Consider the following 17,106-nt stretch of genomic DNA (forward strand, 5'->3'; position numbering starts at 1 on the left):
AATGTCGAACTGGCTGAATGCAAAGCCTCCGATAGACGTAGCAGTTGCCAATAAGATCTGCGACTATATCGGGATGGACATCACCGTGGTCATCCGCAGGGCCGAGCAACGTGTGATGGAAGACCTCGGCCCCTATCCTTCTCTGGCTGTGGATTCCTCCCAACTTCCCAAGGATGAGAAGGTGGCCTACGTGCTAGACAAGGTCAAGGCCGGCGATCAGTCCCTGGCGGCCATGAACGACCCCAACAAGGAGAAGGAGGCAGAAAGGCGGCGATGGCAGATAAGGGCCCAAGGCTCCTGGACGGCCTGACGTCGACGATGACGTACGGGCAGATGCGCCGCTACGCCGACACCCTGAACGTCACCATCAGCAGCGCGCTCCTGCCGGCAGGCATGACCGGCTTCTACGACGAAGCCACCAGGACCATCCTCATCGACAGGCAGCTCATCTACTGCCAGAAACACTGCACCCTCGTCCACGAGCTCATCCACTGGCAGCACGCCGACACCACCAGGGACGGCGTTTTCGGCTCCCGCTTGGAAAACCGAACGCGACGCGAAACCGCGTTGAAGCTCGTCAACCCACTCGAATACCAGACGGCGGAAGCCATGTATGAAGGCGACCCCTACCAGATCGCCTGCGAACTCGACGTCACCCTCCAAATCATCCAGGACTACAGGATATTGCTGAACGAGCAGCTCACCCATGCGCCACGGCGTCCAATCGGCCGTCAGCGATGGAAGCGATGATCTGCCGGTCGGATGCCGCCACAGACTGGTCGCGGATGATGTATGGGGACAAGTCGATTTCTTCGTGCTTGGGCGGCAGCTCGACGCGCATATGATACCGGCCCGTATGAGGATCCTGACGGATATGTGCCTGTGTGACACAGCCGTCTTCGGGCACCTGAAGATAATGCCGGGATGTCTGCAAAGGGGTAAGGCAGCCGGCTGACTCGCCATCCAGCCACACTTCTATGGTGGGCCACTGCCGATGCGGGTCGGACTGCACATGGCTTCTGGTGACCCACACCCACATCCATGCGCCCTTGCCATACCGGGCAAACAGATCCTGATGGTCCTGGCGACGGCCGACATCCACGCCCCTGCAGTCCTCCACTTCCGCTATCACCATGCCGTCGGGCTTCGCATTGCAGGGAGTGCAGTCCATGTCGGCCAGATAGCTGCGGCGGAATCTCATCTCACGCTCCTGCGGAGTCTCCTCATGGTCATCAGGACGAGGCTGCACATGGAAACCAAGGCCTGCATGTTTCTCTTCGTCCACTCGAACGGAGCCATCAGACGAACCTTCACCCTGAGTTTTCCTGGCATGCCGAGGCTTTGCGTCCTGATGCGACGGCTGCCCATCCTGTCTACGTGCTCCGTGTGCCCTCCGATGCCACCAGACAAGAATCCACACAAGCAATAGTGTCAGAACTACCCCGATCACGGGACTGCCTGCGAAAGCCGCAGCCAGGAAAAACAGGACAACGCCACCCACGACAACACTGGCGAAGATACGCAGCACCTTCTTCATATACAACAACATAGCCACAAGCAGAGAACACGTCAGAAGGCAAACCACATAAACATAGATGTACAGCACAAAAGCAATTAGGCAATTCTATGCTTGCTGATAATCTGCTGACAGTCAAAGCAGACAGGGAGGAAACATGAAAAGGCCAGTCGCTGCTATTGCAACCGCTTTAGCGCTAGTGTTAGGCCTATCGGGCTGCGGCGCAGTCAACAGCGCTCAAACCCAACCGGCAGACAAGACCGCCACGGCATCGCAGACGCCCAAGAAAAACAGCCGAGGCAACATCGTCAAACACGTGGGCGAGGAGGCAGGAGTAACAGGAGACGACGGCAAGGACGTGGTAACTTGGACCGTCACAGGGATCAACCCGAACCCTCAATGCACGGAATCCTATCAAGCTCCCGTAAAAAATGGTCACCTTATTGCGCTTGACGTGACAGTATCAACAACTCCGAAACTCAAGGACAGCGAATACAACCCATTCGATATCGCCTCAGGCAGCTTGTGGAAGTACATTCAAAAGGATGGCACACTATGGAACGGAGATCTGCTCAACGATTCAACCGTCTCCTGCATCCCGCAGGAACAGAGCTTGCCGACCGATATTGGTCCAGATATCAAGGCGCAGGGGAAAATAATACTCGACGTACCTGCCACTGATGGATACTTGGTCTTCGCACAGATGGGCAGGGACGGATGGGAGTATCCGCTCCAATGAAGTTCGGCATACGCACGCCAAGCCCCAAGCGCTCCCTCAAGGCGCGAACCACGGGCAAGTGGAAGAGGCAGGCGAAGAAGGCCCTCATCCCCGGGTACGGGAAGAAGGGCATGGGGTGGATACGGAACCCCAGGAAAGCCGCCTACAACAAGATCTACCGGAAGACCACGTTCAGCCTCTGGGACCTGTTCAAGTAAGACAAAAAAATGAGCCCCGCTCCGGCAGGGCTTTTCCCATGCCCGCGAAGCAGCTTGCTGTTCGGCAGGTCAATAGCAGCTAAGGTAGTTGTATGAGCAAGAGAGTTCTTGGTTTCATTATGTGCTGCGGCTTGATGGCAAGCCTTGCCAGTTGTGCACCTAAAAACACAACCGCAAAACCGAAATCATCAAGCGACTCCGCAGACTCCTTGTATGACCAGCGTCCCTTGTTCTTCTCATGCAGTGTAAAAGATGACAATGGCAACGACGTTAAAAACGATAAAGGTGAGACCAAGCTTATAACCATTAAAAATTACAAGGATTCATGGAAGTACCCGTCGCCACTCGACTGTATGGCCCAAGGAGAAACACCAGACCCCACCGAAGAGCAGAGAACAGCCTTGAGCAAGGTACAAACAAAGGACGACGCCTCCGACGCGGACGATGGATTCACACGCGTGCTGGCAGAATGCGCCAGCACCACAGGATACCCAATCGACGGGCGCAGCGACACGAACAAGGATCCAGACAAGAACCCCTTCGCCAACGCAGAAGCAGCCAAGGACGGATACAAGGTCCTAGCTTTCTGCCCAGACCACCCCCAAGCAGCAAGGATCAAACGGAACGCCGACCAAGCGTCATCCAATGATTCGCAGGGCAGCGCACAGCAGAAAGAAATCCCAGCCGAGTACCAATCCGCTCTATCGAAGGCTCAAGACTATTCAAGCATAATGCACATGTCTAAGGAAGGTATCCGCGAACAGCTATCAAGCGAGAACGGAGAGAAATTCTCTCAGCAAGCGGCACAATACGCCGTAGACAACCTCCAAGCTGATTACAACGCCAATGCCCTCGCCAAAGCCAAAGAATACCAGGAGACCATGCATATGAGCCCAGCAGCCATCCAGGAGCAGCTCACCAGCCAGTACGGAGAGAAGTTCACACAGGAAGAGGCGGCTTACGCCGTTCAACATCTCAACCAGTAACCAACTGCTACATATCAGCCCCGCTTCGGCGGGGCTTTTCTTTTGCGGAGACTTTTGTCACACAGATGTCACACAAAATCGCGTTTTGGAAGAATTACCCAGGTAATGGAAAAGCCCCGCAGCCTTTGCGGCTGTAGGGCTTTCGTGTGGTGCGCCAGACAGGATTCGAACCTGCAACCTGCTGATCCGTAGTCAGCTGCTCTAATCCGTTGGGCTACTGGCGCATGTTATCTTGACGAGGAACTCGTTTTTGACAACTCATTTATATTATCGCAATTGTGGATACTGTCCAGTCTGGTGTGTCGCGAAGGAAGCAGGAAACCGCAGGCGTCAGGCCGACTGTGACCAAGACAACCAGAGCAGATATTCAACGTTGCCATGGGCTCCGGTTATGGGCGATGGCATGGTAGCTCGGACAGCAAATCCATGCTCGCGCGCACAGGCCAAGACGCGATCCAGAGCCTCTTGCCTGCGGTCCTCGTCAGTCACAATGCCATGATGGCCCAGCAGGCTACGTCCGACCTCGAACTGGGGCTTGACCAGCAATAAGCAGTTAGCAGTAGACGCCAGCAAGGCAGGGAGAACGGGAATGACGTAGGTCAGCGAGATGAAGGACACATCCGAGACAACATATTCCGGACGATACGGCAGGTCGCCCGGCTGAACTTCGCGTATGTTGACACCGCTCATGTCAACCACCCTAGGATCAGCGGCAATCCGTTCCAGCAACTGTCCGTGGCCCACATCAAGGGCGATAACCCGCCTTGCGCCATGCCTAAGCAGAACATCAGTGAAACCGCCCGTGGAGGCCCCGATATCGAGACAGAGCCTGTCATGCGGATCTGGCATCCCCTGCGCCGCAAAAGTCGTCAGGGCACCCTCCAACTTCAGCGCTCCCCGGGAGGCATAGTCATCACCCGGGTCCAGAAGGATTACATCACCAGGCTGGACACTCTGAGCAGGCTTTGATGCCAGATGATCGTTGACCGTAACCCGGCCTTGACGAATCAACGCCTGGGCTCTGGCACGCGAATCCGTCAGCCCCTGTGCAGACAGGATGCGGTCAAGCCGGTCGCGGGTGTGAGCCACAGTCCTTCGACGACCGTCCCCAGCGCTGACGACTGTGTCCTCATCGTTCACTTGCCCTCCCGGTTCAGGTCCTGCTGGAGCCCGGTCAGCACCTTGCCGAGAAGCTCAACCTGTTGGGTATCATCCAGATCATCCAATTGAGCCAATTCAGGGAAACGTTCCAAAAGAGGTGCCATGGCCTGCTTGTCCATGGGCTCCTCAGGAGCTGACGCAGTCGTATCCTCATCATCTGCCTGTGAGGACCGTTCAGAAGGCTCAGACTCTACAGACTGCTCAATCTGGCCGGACTGCTCAGGTAGCCCGTAGTGATTGGATTCCTGGGATGGTCCACTCGCTCCCAGCTGTCCGAGCTTGACCTCTTCCGACATGGCCGCTATGCCCCGACGACGAAGGCGGGCAGATCCAGCGCGTCCATGTCTCCACCACGATCCTGGTACTCCCAGAGCGCACAGGCGCAGGCTCGCACAGCATCCAGATCGGACAGGGGATCGCCGCTACCCTCAAGAGCACGCAAAGTGACATGCCCGTCGTCATCCACCTTTGCGGTTTGGCCTCCGCAGTGCCAGGTCTGGTCGGCCTCCTTACTGGGCTGGGGTTGCGGCGCAGTGAGGCCACGCAAGTCTTCAGCCAGATAGGTTGGCCGCCATTTGGCCGGGGCAGTCAGAATGGCGGGTGTTCGGGCCACGCCCGTCAGGACGAGCATGGAGTCGTACCCGCCCCGGTTGGCTGCCTCGATGTCGGTGTCCAGACGATCGCCCACAGGCAGGCATCGGTCAATGTCCAAGATCTTCTGGTCGCCGGCCAAGAGCTGCCGAGCCTCATCGTACATGGCCGATTCCGGCTTCCCGGCCGAGTCCTCCGGTTGCTTGCCAGTAGCCAGAATCACCGCTTGGAGCATGGCCCCATTCCCGGGCGCCATGCCACCTTCGCGGGGCAGGGTCTGATCCTTGTTGGTAGTGAAGTAGCGCGCACCGCCTTCGATGGCAAAGGAGGCCTGGGCCAGGTCCTGCCAGCTCAGCTCGGGATACCAGGCCTGAATGACGGCCTCTGGCTTATCTGCGGCCTTGCCTACCGGCACCATTTTGTTGAGGCGGATCTGATCACGTAGATGATCGGATCCGATGACCAGCACCCTGGCGCCCTCCTGCAGGTGTCGGCGCAGCATTCGTGCGGCGACAACGGCGGAGGTGATGACCTGGCCATCATCCAGGGTCAGACCGAACCCGCGCAGCTGATCGGCCACTACATGGGGAAACCGGGATGCATTGTTGGTGGTGTAGGCCATGCGCATGCCGAGCGTCTGAGCGCGGTCGATGCCCTCGGCCGCATGCTCGACAGGATCAGCGCCCCGGTAGACCACCCCGTCCAGGTCCAGCAGGGCCAGACGGTAGGTCTTTGCCGGAGCGTCATCAGTTCCTTTGAGGAAGACGGTCACGATTCAGCCCTGTTTTCATCAGACGTATCGGACTCCTTGACCTGCTCATCATTGGTCTGTTCGTTTTCATGATCGAAAGTGTCTGCCTCGGATCCTGCATTCAGGACAGCCGCGTCGCCGTTGTCAGCAGCGGATTTATCGGCAACAGCCGTGTCGGTTTCGTCACTGCTCTGGTCGCTTTGAGAGCCATCGTCCGAAGTTTGCCCATCAAGGCGAGAGGGCTCTTCCCCGTGTTGCTCCACAGCGTCTGACGATTTCTGCATTCCGGATTCCGGCATTTCGGATGCCGGTATTTCGGATGAACCCGCTGCGTCGGACGAACCAAGTGAATCAGCTGCGTCGGATGTATCGGTCGAATCGGATGAACCAGCCGAATCAGATGAGCCACCTGTGTCAGTTGAGTCCGCTGAATCGTCCGAAGCTGCTGATTCAGGGGATTCCTCAACCTTGCTGTCATCGTCACCCTGATCGGATGCATCAGTGACATCAGACTCAGCGGCCTCAGTCTCAGCTTCAGCCTCATCCGAGGACTCCTCACCGCCATTCGGGTCGATGGATAGATCCTCCATCATGGCCGAATCCAGGTGCTCCAGGTCGTAGTCGATCAGGATTTCCTCGGACTGTCCGTCCTTCTGGCCATCCTCGTCCTCATCCTCGTCGGCATACTCCGCTTCCAGCCGATCCAGCAGGGGTTCCAGCTCCAGGGCCTCCTGGCTGCGACCAGCCTGTTCGAGGAAGTTCTGCTCGGCCTGCACGGCACGCATCCGGTAGTCGCCGCTGAGCCCACGAGCCTTGGCCAGGGCCTGAACGGTCTCGATGGCCTTGTCCCACAGGCCCAGATCGCCCAAGGCTCCGGCATAGACCAGGAACATCTCAGCCTTGGACTCGCCCTTGAGCTGGCTGCCCTCCTCGGAGGTTGCCTCCTCAATGGCCTTGCGGGGATTGCCCAGACCACGCTCGCAGTCGGCGATGAAGGGCAGGTAATCGGAATAGCCGTTCATGCGGTGTGCAGTGCGGAACTCCTTCAAGGCAAGCTTGTAGTCGCCTTGACGGTAGGCCACCAGGGCCAGCGTCTCACGAGCGAGATCGATCCGCGAGGCCTGCCGGGCAGCCCACTTGGCATGAGCCAGGGCCCCCTGGGGATCGGTCTCCTCCAGCGCGTAGGCGGCCAGGATGTGCAAACCGATGTTCTCGGCATGCTCCTTGCTCAGCCCGCGCAGGCGCAGACGGTCATCCTTGGAGAGCATGGACCACTCCAGGCCCTTAGGCATCTTGGGCTCGCCAGGCCGACGATCCGTGTAGGGGTTCTGCGAGGGGTAGGAGACGGTTCCGTCAGAGTTACGACGACCGCGGTCATAGCCATTCTGGCGGTCACGCTGATAAGTCCCGCGGCGGTCGTCATGGCGATAATCTTCACGGCGACGATCATCGCGACCATGCTGGCCCTGGTACCTGCCGCCATAGGAACGGTCGCCCCGATAGCCGCCTTGACGACGGTCATCACGGGAACGGTCGCCGTAGGAGCGGTTGCCGTAGGGACGGTCCCCATGTGAACGGTCTTGACGTGGACGGTCGTCACGGGAACGGTTGTTCCATGGACGATCCCCGCCGGACCGCTCATCCTGCCGACGATCAAACCTCCGGTCCTCACCCCGACGGCGGTCCCCGCGGAAGCCCTGACCACGATCACGGTCACGGTCATGCCGCTGGTAGCCGCGACCGGAACGACGATCGCCATACCCCGACCTACCGCGGTCGTTGTCATGATCACGATGCCCGTATCCGCCATGCCCCTTGGCATGGAAATCACGACGTGGACGGTCGCCATCCTGCCGACGGCCGTGGCGATCCTGGTCGGAATCCCTGCGGAAACCACCGTGGCCGTCCTGACGATCATGCCTGTATCCACGATTATCGCGGTCGAACCGGTCGTGCTCGCGTCCGCGGAAGGGCCGCTGTCCATTCCTGCTCTCGGAACGACGCTCTTCGCCGCCCTCGCCGTCATGGTTGTGGAAGTTGCCGGAGCGGTGACCTCCCGAACGATAGCCTCCGGAGCGGTATCCGCCCGAGCGCGAACCGCCCTTGTGGAAGCCCGAAGAGCGATGGCCGCCCGACCGAAAGCCTCCTGGGCGCGAACCGCCCCGGCCCCGTCCGCGATCGCCCCGGGAATGATTGTGTTCTTCTGCCATCAGTGTCCTTAATTCCTACGTTCCTACTTGCCGGCCCGACGCTCAAGTGCGCCCAGGGCCTTCTTTCCTCTGCGAACCAGGGCGAAGCGCCCATGCAGAAAGTCCTTGTTATCCAAAACTTGATCCGGATCCTCGACCCGCTGGTTATTCAGGTAAAAACCGCCCGATGCCACAGTCTTGCGCGCCTCAGAGACCGAGCGGAAGAGTCCGGCCGCAACCCCGGCTTCCACCAGACGCTGACCCTCGCTGGCTGCGGGCAGGGCTCGCCCGCCTTGGCCATCATCGACCTTGAGCCCGTCCAGAGCAGAATCCAGCACATCCTCGTCCAGCTCCTCCAGAGTCTTGCCGCGACCGAAGAGGGCACCCGAGGCATCAATGGCCCCTTGGGCGGCATGCTCGCCATGCACATAGGAGGTCACCTGCCAAGCCAGAACCTTCTGGGCCTCGCGCGCGCCCGGATCCTGTGCGGTCCTCTCCTCCAGACGCTCGATCTCGGCCTTGGGCAGGAAGGTGAAGGTCTTCAGCAGCTTGACCACCTGGTCGTCGGGCTGGTTGAACCAGAACTGGTAGAAGCGGTAGGGGCTGAACATGGTGGGATCCAGCCAGACCGCGTTGCCCTCGGACTTGCCGAACTTCTTGCCCTGGGAGTCGGTGATCAACGGGCTGGTCATAACGTTGACAGAGGCATTGCGCACCTTGCGGATCAGGTCCAGCCCGCTGGTCAGGTTCCCCCACTGGTCGCTGCCGCCCAGCTGCAGACTGCATCCGTAGCGGTCGAAGAGCTCCAGGAAGTCGTTGCCCTGCAGCACCTGGTAGCTGAACTCGGTAAAGGAGATGCCCTCGTCGGAGTCCAGGCGGCGGGCCACTGTGTCCTTGGCCAGCATGGTGCCCATGCGGAAGTTCTTGCCCACATCGCGCAGGAAGTCGATGGTGCTCATGGAGCCGGTCCACTCATAATTGTTGACAAACCGGACGGGATTCTCGCCTTCGGTATCCAGGAAGCGCCCGATCTGGCCACGCAGGCGCTCGGTCCACTCAGCCACGGTCTGCTTGGGATTCAGGGTGCGCTCCCCCGACTGCCGAGGATCGCCGATAAGCCCGGTGGCCCCGCCCACAACGGCGATGGGATGCAGACCGGCCGCCTGCAGGTGGCGCATGTTGAGCAGCTGGACCAGATTGCCCACGTGCAATGAGGGAGCTGTGGGGTCGAATCCGCAATAATAGGTCACCGAGGGGTCGGCCAGCACCTTCCTGAGCTCGGACTCGTCCGTGCACTGGGCAATGAGACCGCGCCACTTGAGTTCGTCGAAAAGCGAGTCGAAACCCGCCTGCCTGAAATCGGTGACCTGCGACATGAGAGGCTACTCCCTATCGAATATTTGATGAATGTATGCTAAACCCTACTATTCTTGCAACAGATAACGACACAGCAGGGCCTTGGACCGCCACAGACAAGGCCGCACAAAACCAGAATCCCCAAGGGACGAGACCAGATTAATCACGGTGAATCGACCACTGCGGATTGGCGATTGACCCCCGACTGCTTTAGCCAGGGCGGAGCGACTACCGTATCAAATTCAGGAATGCGCAGACACAGACAACTTATCGATCAGGTCTTGGGGAATGTGGTCGACCACGCAGGCGGCCATGCGCCGGTAACCCTCTACTCCGGGATGGAAGTGGTCAATGCCCCAGAAGTCGGGCCGGTCGGTGCCAACGTCGTCGCGGGTGGCATCCACGAAGGGCACCGAGGCCTCTTGACAGACCAGACGGCTGGTCTGCGTCTGGCGGGCTATCCGACGCTCCACCTCGGCCCTGAGCGCCCGGCCCAGGGCAGGATCCCGATAGAGCTGACCGGAGCTGAGGACCAGCACCTGGCGGCCCTTGTCTTTAGCCAGCTCGATGCTCGCCGCCAAGTCATCCCGCCACTGCTCATCGGTGCGGTTGGCCATGATGTCGTTGGATCCTGCACACAGAACCAGCAGATCAGGATAGTCCTGCAGGGCGGGCAGGAACCGGTAGCGCACCCTGCGGATGGTGGCCCCCAGCCGACCCTGGGTCGACCAGGATACCGGACGCCCCAGCCGGGCGGCCAGGCAGGCGGCTATATCGGGGACGAAGCCCTGGCTCTGGTCCTTCACCCCGCAGCCGACTGCCATGGAGTCGCCCACCACCAGCATGGTCAATGGCTCCAGGTCGCGGCCTTGGTCCGGAGGCGAGCACAACCCCTGGCGGGAACCGGGCGGCTCCTTGGCCAGAGTGATGTGCTGCTTGGCCCACCAAGCCTGGACCAGTGCCACCGGATTCATGATCGCCGCCGCCTTTCGCCGTTTACTCTTCCTCTTGAAGAATTGCCGTTGGGCATTCTAACGCGGCCACCGGTCCGGCGAAGACCAGAAACTTCACCTGGGAGGACGGTAGGCAGGCCCGTCAGACTGTGAGTCGGCGAATGCCCTCAGCTCCTCCAGCGCGTGTGCAGCCTGGTCCATCTGCTCCTTGACCCTCTCCGGTGCGGTGCCCCCCTGGCCCCGGCGAGCGCGCACGGCTCCCCCGGCGGTCAGGACAGAGCGGACCTCAGGAGCCCGATCGGCGGGCACCCAGTCAGCGAAGACCCTGATGAAGTCGGCATCATCCAGGTCAGCCAGCTCGCAGCCACGACCCTCGGCCAGCTTGACGCAGGCCCCGGAGAGCTCGTGGGCATGCCGGAAGGGTACCCCTTGCCTGACCAGCCACTCGGCCAGGTCGGTGGCCAGGGCGAATCCTGTGGGGGCCTGATCCTCCAGGCGGTCCTTGTTGAAGGTCAAGGTGGCGACCATGCCGGCAAAGGCGGGCAGCAGGACCTCCAGGGTGTCCACCTGGTCGAAGACCGCCTCCTTGTCCTCCTGCAGGTCGCGCGCATAGGCCGTCGGCAGCCCCTTGAGGGTGGTCAATAGGCCTGCCAGGTCCCCGACCAGTCGACCGGCCTTGCCGCGAGCCAGCTCAGCCACATCGGGATTCTTCTTCTGGGGCATGATGGAGGAACCGGTCGAGTAGCCGTCGTCCAGGCGGACGAAGGCGAACTCCTGGGTGTTCCAGATGATGATCTCTTCGGCCAGCCTGGACAGGTCCACGCCAATCATGGCGGCGACGAAGGCGAACTCGGCCACCACATCCCTGGCGGCAGTCCCGTCTATGGAGTTGGCGCAGACCCGGCTGAAGCCCAGATCCCGGGCCACCGGCAGGGGGTCCAGACCCAGGGTGGTGCCGGCGAGCGCGCCAGATCCATATGGGCTGGCATCGGCACGCTTATCCCAGTCCCTCAGGCGTTCCAGGTCACGGATCAGGGGCCAGACATGGGCCATGAGCTGGTGGGCCAGCAGGACGGGCTGGGCGTGCTGCATGTGGGTGCGGCCCGGCATGACCGTGGTCCCCGCCGCCCGGGCCTGATCCATCAGAGCCTGGGCCGTGCGCAGCAGATCCTTGGCCAGCACCCGGGCGTGGCGGCGCAGCCAGATCCGAATCAGGGTGGCGATCTGATCGTTGCGCGAGCGCCCGGCCCGCAGCTTGCCGCCCAGCTGGTCCCCCGCTATGTCGATCAGGCCGCGCTCCAGGGCCGTGGCCTCGTCCTCGTCGCCAGGCTCAGGGGCGAAAGCGCCGGAGTCCACCTGGTCCTGGAGCTCATCCAGGGCCTGTTCCATGCTTGCCAGCTCGCCATCGTCCAGCAGTCCAGCACGGTTGAGGGCACGGGCGTGGGCCCGGGAACCGGCCAGGTCGTCGTCGGCCAGACGCCAGTCGAACTGGGTGGACCGGCTGAGCTCGACCAGCGCCGGCGAGGGACCACCGCTGAAGCGCCCGCCCCAGAGGGCCATGGGCTTGTCGCCGCTGCTCACTGCTCTTGTCCGTCCTGTGCGATGCCGTTGCCGAAGCGCATGTCGCGGGCGGCGGCCACCTTGTCGGCCAAGCCGTAGATGGCGATGAACCCGTTGGAGGCGTTCTGATCGAAGCTGTCGCCGGACTCGTAGGTGGCCAGGCTGTAGTCGTAGAGTGAGCTGTCGGAGTGCCGACCGGTGACCACGGCCCGCCCTCCGTGCATGACCATGCGGATGCGGCCGGACACGTAGCGCTGGGTCTCCTCGATGAAGGCGTTCAGGGAACGGACGGCCGGCGAGTACCACTGGGCGTCGTAGACCAGCTCGCCCCAGCGCTTGTCGATGTCGCGCTTAATCCGGTGCTGTTCACGCTCCAGGCAGCAGTTCTCCAACTCCTGGTGGGCGGTGATCAGTGCCACGGCTCCCGGAGCCTCATAGAGCTCACGGGACTTGATACCCACCAGCCTGTCCTCGATCAGATCCACGCGTCCGATCCCCTGGGCTCCGGCGCGGCGGTTCATCTCCTCGATGGCCTCCAGAGGGGTGACGGCCCTGCCGTCGATGCGCACGGGGATGCCCTGCTCGAAGTCGATGGTCACCTCGTCCTCGACCGGCGGGAAGGCAGGGTCATCGGTGTAGGAGTAGACGTCCTTGGTGGGCCCGTTCCAGGGATCCTCCAGGTAGCCGGTCTCGATGGCCCGTCCCCAGACGTTCTGGTCGATGGAATAGGGGCTCTCCTCGGTCTGCTCAATGGGCAGGCGGTGCTCCTTGGCGTAGGCGATCTCCACATCCCTCATCAGCCCCAGGTCACGAACCGGGCTGATGGCCTTCAGCGAGGGGTCGATGGACATGATGGAGACCTCGAAACGGACCTGGTCGTTGCCCTTGCCGGTGCAGCCGTGGGCTATGGTGTCGGCACCGTACTGGTGGGCCGCCTGGACCAGATGCTTGGTGATCAGCGGCCTGGAGATGGCCGACACCAGCGGGTAGACGCCCTCGTACATGGCATTGGCCTTGAGCGCCAGCATGCAGTAATCCCTGGCGAACTCGTCCCGGGCATCCACCACGACTGACTCGACGGCCCCGCAGTCCAGGGCCCGCTGGCGGATGGTCTGCAGACGCTCCCCGCCCTGCCCAACATCCAGGGAGACGGCCACCACATCCTTGCCGGTGCGCTCCTTGAGGTAGGGAATGGATACCGAGGTGTCCAAGCCGCCCGAGTAGGCCAGCACGATGCGATTGTTTTCGGTCATGGCGATCCTCTTTCCTTGTGATTTCACACTTGCAGATGCTGAATTCTTGTCTTCTGCGTTCATCGGGCCCTGGCATCCTCCTGGCCGGAGACGATGGTCATGAGCCAGTCGGCCCGGGATGATGCCGCCTCATCGTCGGCAGCGATGATCAGAATCGTGTCGTCCCCGGCTATGGTGCCCAGAATCCCCTTGATGGGCTGGCGGTCCAGGGCGGAAGCCGCATATTGGGCGGCGCCGGCTGGGGTTCTGACCACGAGCAGGTTGCGGGCCCTGGCCACCGAGGTGATCAGCCCGGTCAGAATCTTGGCCAGATAGGCATCGGTCTTGTTTTCCCCCTCGACCTCAGGCCCCTCGGCGGCAGCGGCCTCCATGGCCTGCTGGTCGGTGGTGGCGGGAATCCAGTAGGCCATGCTGCCGTCTGCATACCGCAGCTTGGTGGCATGCAGGTCATCCAAGTCACGGCTCAGGGTGGCCTGGGTCACCTCGATGCCCTGCTCTGCCAAGAGGGCCGACAGCTGCTGCTGGGAGTTGACCCGATGTCGGCTCAGGGCCTGGCGAATGGCATCCAGCCGGGCCACCTTGGTCGTCGGGCGCATCAGCACACCCCCTGCAGGAGGGATTCGTCGCCCCGGGAGCGGGCCACCAGCCAGGTCATCAGGGCCTTCTGGGCGTGCAATCGGTTTTCTGCCTCGTCCCAGACCACGGACTGCGGGCCGTCAATGACCTCGGCCGTCACCTCCCGGCCCCTGTAGGCAGGCAGGCAATGCTGGAAGAGGGCATCCGGGCGGGCATGGGCCATAAGTGCAGCGTTGACCTGATAGGGCTGGAAGGGATGGGAGCGAATGGCATATTGGTCCTCCTCGCCCATCGAGACCCAGGTGTCGGTGAAGACGCAGTCGGCGTCCTCCACAGCCTGAACCGGATCCGTGGTGACCAGAATGGATCCGCCGTTTTCAGCAGCCAGGGTCCGCGCCTGATCCACCAGGCTTGGATCGGGCAGGAAGCCGTGGGGGCCGGCAATCCGCACGTTCATGCCGGCCACTGCTCCGCCCAGCAGGTAGGAGTTGGCCATGTTGTTGGCTGCATCGCCCAGGTAGGCGATGGTCATGCCAGCCAGGGCATCGACCCCGCCCCGGTGCTGGGCCAGGGTCAGGAAGTCGGCCAGAACCTGGCAGGGGTGGAAGGAGTCGGTCAGCGCATTGATGACAGGCACACTGGCATGGGCAGCCATGGTCTCCACCCGATCCTGGCCAAAGGTGCGCCAGACTATGGTGGACGTCATCCGCGTCAGCACCTTGGCGGTGTCCGCCACGGGCTCGCCACGGCCCAGCTGCGAGCCAGAGCTGTCGATGACCATGGGATAGCCGCCCAGCTGGGCCACACCCACGCAGAAGCTGGTTCTGGTGCGCGTGCTGGGCTTGTCGAAGATGATGGCCACGGCCTGGGGGCCCTGATAGGGCTGAGATAAATAGGGATTTGCCCTGAAGGCCATGCCCAGTCGAAGAACCTCCAACTGCTCCTCATGGTTGAGGTCATCGTCACGCAGCATGTGCCGCAAACCGCTGTTCATCTCTGCCTCCCTATCGCTATGATCATGTACGTCATTGATGGCTGATCTCACTGATCATCCTGTTGCAAGCCCTTCCTCGAGACTGACCGGAGCCTTGGACAGTATATCCACGGCCAGGTCGTTCTGGTCGGCCTGGATGATCAGGGGCGGGGCCAGACGCAGGGCATCAGGGGCCACAGCGTTGACGATCAGCCCGTGATCCAGGGCCCAGGAGGCCAGATCCCCGGCACAGGGGGCGCTCAGCTGGACCGCATCCAGCAGCCCTCTGCCTCTGACCTGGTTATAGAGGGGATTGCCGCAGTCGGTAAGGCCAGCGCGCAGCCTCTCGCCCATCTGCCGTGCCCGTTCCAGCAGGCCCTCCCGTTGGATGGTCTCCAAGGTGGTCAGTGCCAGGGCCGATCCCAGGGGATTGCCGCCGAAGGTGGACCCGTGCATGCCAGGGGTCAGCAGACCTGATGGCCCAGAGCCGAAGGTAATCATCCCGCCCATGGGGAAGCCGCCTGCCACCCCCTTGGCGAAGGTGAGCACGTCAGGGCAGGCTCCTCCGGACAGGCTCCGGTCCTGGAAGGCGAACCAGTGGCCGGTCCTGCCTATGCCGGTCTGCACCTCGTCCAAAATCATCAGGGCTCCGTACCGGCTGCAAAGCTCACGCACCTGCCGAACGTAGTCAGGATCCAGCGGCAGCACCCCGGCCTCCCCCTGGATGAGCTCCAGAATGACGGCGGCCACCGGCTCTCCTGAGGTCTCCCCCTGTGCGAAGGCCTCCTCCATAGCCTCGCCGTCTTCTGCCGGCAGGAAGCCCATGCCCGGGACCAGGGGCTGGAAGGGCTCACGAATGGCAGGTTTCCATGTCAGGCTCAAGGAGCCCATGCTGCGGCCGTGGAAACTATGGGTCAGAGCCAGGATCCGGCCAGGGTGACCGCCCATGCGAGCGCCATGCAGCCGGGCAAGCTTGATGGCCGCCTCATTGGCCTCGGTTCCCGAGTTGGCGAAGAAGACACGGGATCCCTCCGGGGCCTGAGCCAGATCCAGTAGTCGTTCGGCCAGCTCGATCTGAGGCTGGGAGGCGAAGAAGTTGCTGATGTGGGCCATCTTCCCGGCCTGCTCAGCCAGGGCCTTGTTCCAGGCCGGATGGGCGTAGCCCAGGGCATTGACCGCGATTCCGGCCATCATGTCCAGATAGCGGTTGCCGTCCAGGTCCCAGATCCAGGCGCCTCGGCCATGGTCCATGACCCTGCCCGGCCGTCCGAAGACCCGCATGTGGACGCGATCATAGCGGTCTGCCCATTGACTGCTCTGCGGCCCCTGAGGAGTCCTCATAGGTGCATCAGCCTTCGTCATGGCTCCTCCTCATGATCATGTCCCGGCCCGGCACGACCACTGTGCCGATGCCGTTGCGGGTGAATATCTCGTTGAGCATGGAATGCGGCCGCCGCCCGTCGATGACGTGGGCCTCGCCCACTCCGGATCGCACGGCCTGCAGGCAGGCCTCCATCTTGGGGCGCATCCCCTCATGCATGTCCTCCAACATGTCCTCAAGCCGGTCCACGCCGATGCTGGAGACCAGGGAGTCGGCCTGGGGCCAGTTGGCATACAGTCCCTCCACGTCGGTGAGAATGACCAGCTTCCGGGCCCCCAGAGCTACTGCCAGAGCGGATGCGGCCGCGTCGGCATTCACATTGAGCACCTGGGTGGGATCCTGCTCGTCAGGAGCCACAGAGGAGACGACGGGAATCCGACCGGCGTCGATCAGATCCTCGACGGCCGAGGCATCCACGCCCACGACCTCGCCCACCAGGCCCAGGTCGACTGGTCGGCCATCCGCCATGCCGGAGCGGCGGGCCGCACTGAACAGGCCGGCATCCTCCCCTGACAGGCCGACCGCCATGGGACCGTGAGCATTGATGGCACCGACCAGATCCCTGCCTACCTGTCCGGTCAGCACCATGCGAACCACCTTCATGGTCTCCGGTGTGGTCACCCGTAGGCCGCCGCGGAAGACCGAGGGGATGCCCAGGGCCTGGAGCATGCGGGAGATCTGCGGGCCGCCCCCGTGCACCACCACCGGATGCATGCCCACCTGCCTCAGGAAGACCATGTCCTGAGCGAAGCACTGACGCAGATGGTCGTCCACCATGGCATGGCCGCCGTATTTGACTACGATCCTCTGACCGGCGAACTCCTCCAGCCAGGGCAGGGCCTCGATGAGCACCTGGGCCTTGCGGGCATCGTCCAAGGCTGTTTCAGCTTCGGCATCCTGCTCGTCATCCGCCATCCTCTTCCC

Annotated in this window: 18 protein-coding genes and 1 tRNA gene; 5 read left to right on the forward strand and 14 right to left on the reverse strand. The window is 62.0% G+C overall.

The window, feature by feature from the left end; translation table 11 throughout:
• The first annotated feature begins 1 nt into the window (after position 1).
• Together RAM15_RS05005 and RAM15_RS05010 are read left to right on the forward strand one after the other, a co-directional pair.
• Positions 2–310 (forward strand): hypothetical protein, encoded by a 309-nt coding sequence (locus RAM15_RS05005; RefSeq protein ID WP_306221017.1) that lies wholly within the window; start codon positions 2–4, stop codon positions 308–310.
• A complete protein-coding gene (locus tag RAM15_RS05010; protein ID WP_306221018.1) occupies positions 274–750 on the forward strand; it encodes a hypothetical protein in 477 nt (158 codons plus the stop codon). The genes RAM15_RS05005 and RAM15_RS05010 overlap by 37 nt, the downstream gene beginning before the upstream one ends.
• On the opposite strand, the gene RAM15_RS05015 is transcribed toward RAM15_RS05010, so the two are convergent.
• Positions 701–1,285, reverse strand: a complete 585-nt coding sequence (locus RAM15_RS05015; RefSeq protein ID WP_306221019.1) for a hypothetical protein — start codon at positions 1,283–1,285, stop codon at positions 701–703. The two genes, RAM15_RS05010 and RAM15_RS05015, sit on opposite strands and share 50 nt — an antisense overlap.
• A gap of 388 nt (positions 1,286–1,673) precedes the next feature.
• Between RAM15_RS05015 and RAM15_RS05020 the strand changes: the two genes are divergently transcribed.
• The 3 genes from RAM15_RS05020 (at position 1,674) to RAM15_RS05030 (ending at position 3,438) form a co-directional block, all read left to right on the forward strand.
• The gene (locus tag RAM15_RS05020; RefSeq protein WP_306221020.1) at positions 1,674–2,255 is read left to right on the forward strand and encodes a hypothetical protein; all 582 of its coding nucleotides are present in this window, start codon (positions 1,674–1,676) and stop codon (positions 2,253–2,255) included.
• Positions 2,252–2,452, forward strand: coding sequence for a hypothetical protein (locus RAM15_RS05025; RefSeq protein WP_306221021.1), 201 nt, complete (start codon positions 2,252–2,254; stop codon positions 2,450–2,452). The genes RAM15_RS05020 and RAM15_RS05025 overlap by 4 nt, the downstream gene beginning before the upstream one ends.
• Positions 2,453–2,544: 92 nt before the next feature.
• Complete coding sequence (locus tag RAM15_RS05030) at positions 2,545–3,438, forward strand: Ltp family lipoprotein (protein WP_306221022.1); 894 nt, start codon at positions 2,545–2,547, stop codon at positions 3,436–3,438.
• Between the two features lie 147 nt (positions 3,439–3,585).
• On the opposite strand, the gene RAM15_RS05035 is transcribed toward RAM15_RS05030, so the two are convergent.
• The 13 genes from RAM15_RS05035 to argB all read right to left on the reverse strand — a co-directional run bounded on the left by RAM15_RS05035 (position 3,586) and on the right by argB (position 17,097).
• A tRNA-Arg gene (locus RAM15_RS05035) sits at positions 3,586–3,662 on the reverse strand.
• A gap of 106 nt (positions 3,663–3,768) precedes the next feature.
• On the reverse strand, positions 3,769–4,527 hold the full coding sequence (locus tag RAM15_RS05040) for a TlyA family RNA methyltransferase (RefSeq protein WP_306222253.1): 759 nt from the start codon (positions 4,525–4,527) through the stop codon (positions 3,769–3,771).
• 47 nt (positions 4,528–4,574) lie between these two features.
• The gene (locus RAM15_RS05045) at positions 4,575–4,718 is read right to left on the reverse strand and encodes a hypothetical protein (RefSeq protein ID WP_306221023.1); all 144 of its coding nucleotides are present in this window, start codon (positions 4,716–4,718) and stop codon (positions 4,575–4,577) included.
• Between the two features lie 182 nt (positions 4,719–4,900).
• Positions 4,901–5,962, reverse strand: a complete 1,062-nt coding sequence (locus RAM15_RS05050; protein WP_306221024.1) for an HAD-IIA family hydrolase — start codon at positions 5,960–5,962, stop codon at positions 4,901–4,903.
• On the reverse strand, positions 5,959–8,151 hold the full coding sequence (locus tag RAM15_RS05055) for a helicase (RefSeq protein WP_306221025.1): 2,193 nt from the start codon (positions 8,149–8,151) through the stop codon (positions 5,959–5,961). The genes RAM15_RS05050 and RAM15_RS05055 overlap by 4 nt, the downstream gene beginning before the upstream one ends.
• 23 nt (positions 8,152–8,174) lie before the next feature.
• The gene (gene tyrS / locus RAM15_RS05060) at positions 8,175–9,506 is read right to left on the reverse strand and encodes a tyrosine--tRNA ligase (RefSeq protein ID WP_306221026.1); all 1,332 of its coding nucleotides are present in this window, start codon (positions 9,504–9,506) and stop codon (positions 8,175–8,177) included.
• Between the two features lie 222 nt (positions 9,507–9,728).
• Positions 9,729–10,460 carry an SGNH/GDSL hydrolase family protein gene (locus RAM15_RS05065; RefSeq protein WP_306221027.1) on the reverse strand — a complete coding sequence of 244 codons (732 nt, stop codon included), beginning with the start codon at positions 10,458–10,460 and terminating at the stop codon, positions 9,729–9,731.
• Positions 10,461–10,553: 93 nt separating this feature from the next.
• Positions 10,554–11,999 (reverse strand): argininosuccinate lyase, encoded by a 1,446-nt coding sequence (argH, locus tag RAM15_RS05070; RefSeq protein WP_306222254.1) that lies wholly within the window; start codon positions 11,997–11,999, stop codon positions 10,554–10,556.
• Positions 12,000–12,016: 17 nt separating this feature from the next.
• Positions 12,017–13,252: an argininosuccinate synthase gene (locus RAM15_RS05075; RefSeq protein WP_306221028.1), complete on the reverse strand. Its 1,236-nt coding sequence runs from the start codon at positions 13,250–13,252 to the stop codon at positions 12,017–12,019.
• A 59-nt stretch (positions 13,253–13,311) separates the two neighbouring features.
• A complete protein-coding gene (locus RAM15_RS05080) occupies positions 13,312–13,848 on the reverse strand; it encodes an arginine repressor (RefSeq protein ID WP_306221029.1) in 537 nt (178 codons plus the stop codon).
• Positions 13,848–14,822, reverse strand: coding sequence for an ornithine carbamoyltransferase (gene argF / locus RAM15_RS05085; RefSeq protein WP_306221030.1), 975 nt, complete (start codon positions 14,820–14,822; stop codon positions 13,848–13,850). Before argF ends, RAM15_RS05080 begins: the two co-directional genes overlap by 1 nt.
• Positions 14,823–14,876: 54 nt before the next feature.
• Positions 14,877–16,142: an acetylornithine transaminase gene (locus RAM15_RS05090; protein ID WP_306222255.1), complete on the reverse strand. Its 1,266-nt coding sequence runs from the start codon at positions 16,140–16,142 to the stop codon at positions 14,877–14,879.
• A gap of 7 nt (positions 16,143–16,149) precedes the next feature.
• Positions 16,150–17,097 carry an acetylglutamate kinase gene (argB, locus tag RAM15_RS05095; protein WP_306221031.1) on the reverse strand — a complete coding sequence of 316 codons (948 nt, stop codon included), beginning with the start codon at positions 17,095–17,097 and terminating at the stop codon, positions 16,150–16,152.
• Between the last annotated feature and the right edge of the window lie 9 nt (positions 17,098–17,106).

The sequence above is a fragment of the Bifidobacterium asteroides genome (genome assembly GCF_030758775.1).
Taxonomy (GTDB): Bacteria; Actinomycetota; Actinomycetes; order Actinomycetales; family Bifidobacteriaceae; genus Bombiscardovia; species Bombiscardovia kimbladii.

What these genes read in the sequence shown, in the direction of transcription:
- argB (WP_306221031.1), bottom strand. Translation starts at nt 17,097, where the DNA reads ATGGCGGATGACGAGCAGGATGCCGAAGCTGAAACAGCCTTGGACGAT.
- RAM15_RS05075 (WP_306221028.1), bottom strand. Translation starts at nt 13,252, where the DNA reads ATGACCGAAAACAATCGCATCGTGCTGGCCTACTCGGGCGGCTTGGAC.
- RAM15_RS05045 (WP_306221023.1), bottom strand. Translation starts at nt 4,718, where the DNA reads ATGGACAAGCAGGCCATGGCACCTCTTTTGGAACGTTTCCCTGAATTG.
- RAM15_RS05055 (WP_306221025.1), bottom strand. Translation starts at nt 8,151, where the DNA reads ATGGCAGAAGAACACAATCATTCCCGGGGCGATCGCGGACGGGGCCGG.
- RAM15_RS05010 (WP_306221018.1), top strand. Translation starts at nt 274, where the DNA reads ATGGCAGATAAGGGCCCAAGGCTCCTGGACGGCCTGACGTCGACGATG.
- RAM15_RS05025 (WP_306221021.1), top strand. Translation starts at nt 2,252, where the DNA reads ATGAAGTTCGGCATACGCACGCCAAGCCCCAAGCGCTCCCTCAAGGCG.
- RAM15_RS05005 (WP_306221017.1), top strand. Translation starts at nt 2, where the DNA reads ATGTCGAACTGGCTGAATGCAAAGCCTCCGATAGACGTAGCAGTTGCC.
- RAM15_RS05020 (WP_306221020.1), top strand. Translation starts at nt 1,674, where the DNA reads ATGAAAAGGCCAGTCGCTGCTATTGCAACCGCTTTAGCGCTAGTGTTA.
- argF (WP_306221030.1), bottom strand. Translation starts at nt 14,822, where the DNA reads ATGAACAGCGGTTTGCGGCACATGCTGCGTGACGATGACCTCAACCAT.
- RAM15_RS05080 (WP_306221029.1), bottom strand. Translation starts at nt 13,848, where the DNA reads ATGCGCCCGACGACCAAGGTGGCCCGGCTGGATGCCATTCGCCAGGCC.
- RAM15_RS05090 (WP_306222255.1), bottom strand. Translation starts at nt 16,142, where the DNA reads ATGAGGACTCCTCAGGGGCCGCAGAGCAGTCAATGGGCAGACCGCTAT.
- tyrS (WP_306221026.1), bottom strand. Translation starts at nt 9,506, where the DNA reads ATGTCGCAGGTCACCGATTTCAGGCAGGCGGGTTTCGACTCGCTTTTC.
- argH (WP_306222254.1), bottom strand. Translation starts at nt 11,999, where the DNA reads ATGGCCCTCTGGGGCGGGCGCTTCAGCGGTGGTCCCTCGCCGGCGCTG.
- RAM15_RS05065 (WP_306221027.1), bottom strand. Translation starts at nt 10,460, where the DNA reads ATGAATCCGGTGGCACTGGTCCAGGCTTGGTGGGCCAAGCAGCACATC.
- RAM15_RS05030 (WP_306221022.1), top strand. Translation starts at nt 2,545, where the DNA reads ATGAGCAAGAGAGTTCTTGGTTTCATTATGTGCTGCGGCTTGATGGCA.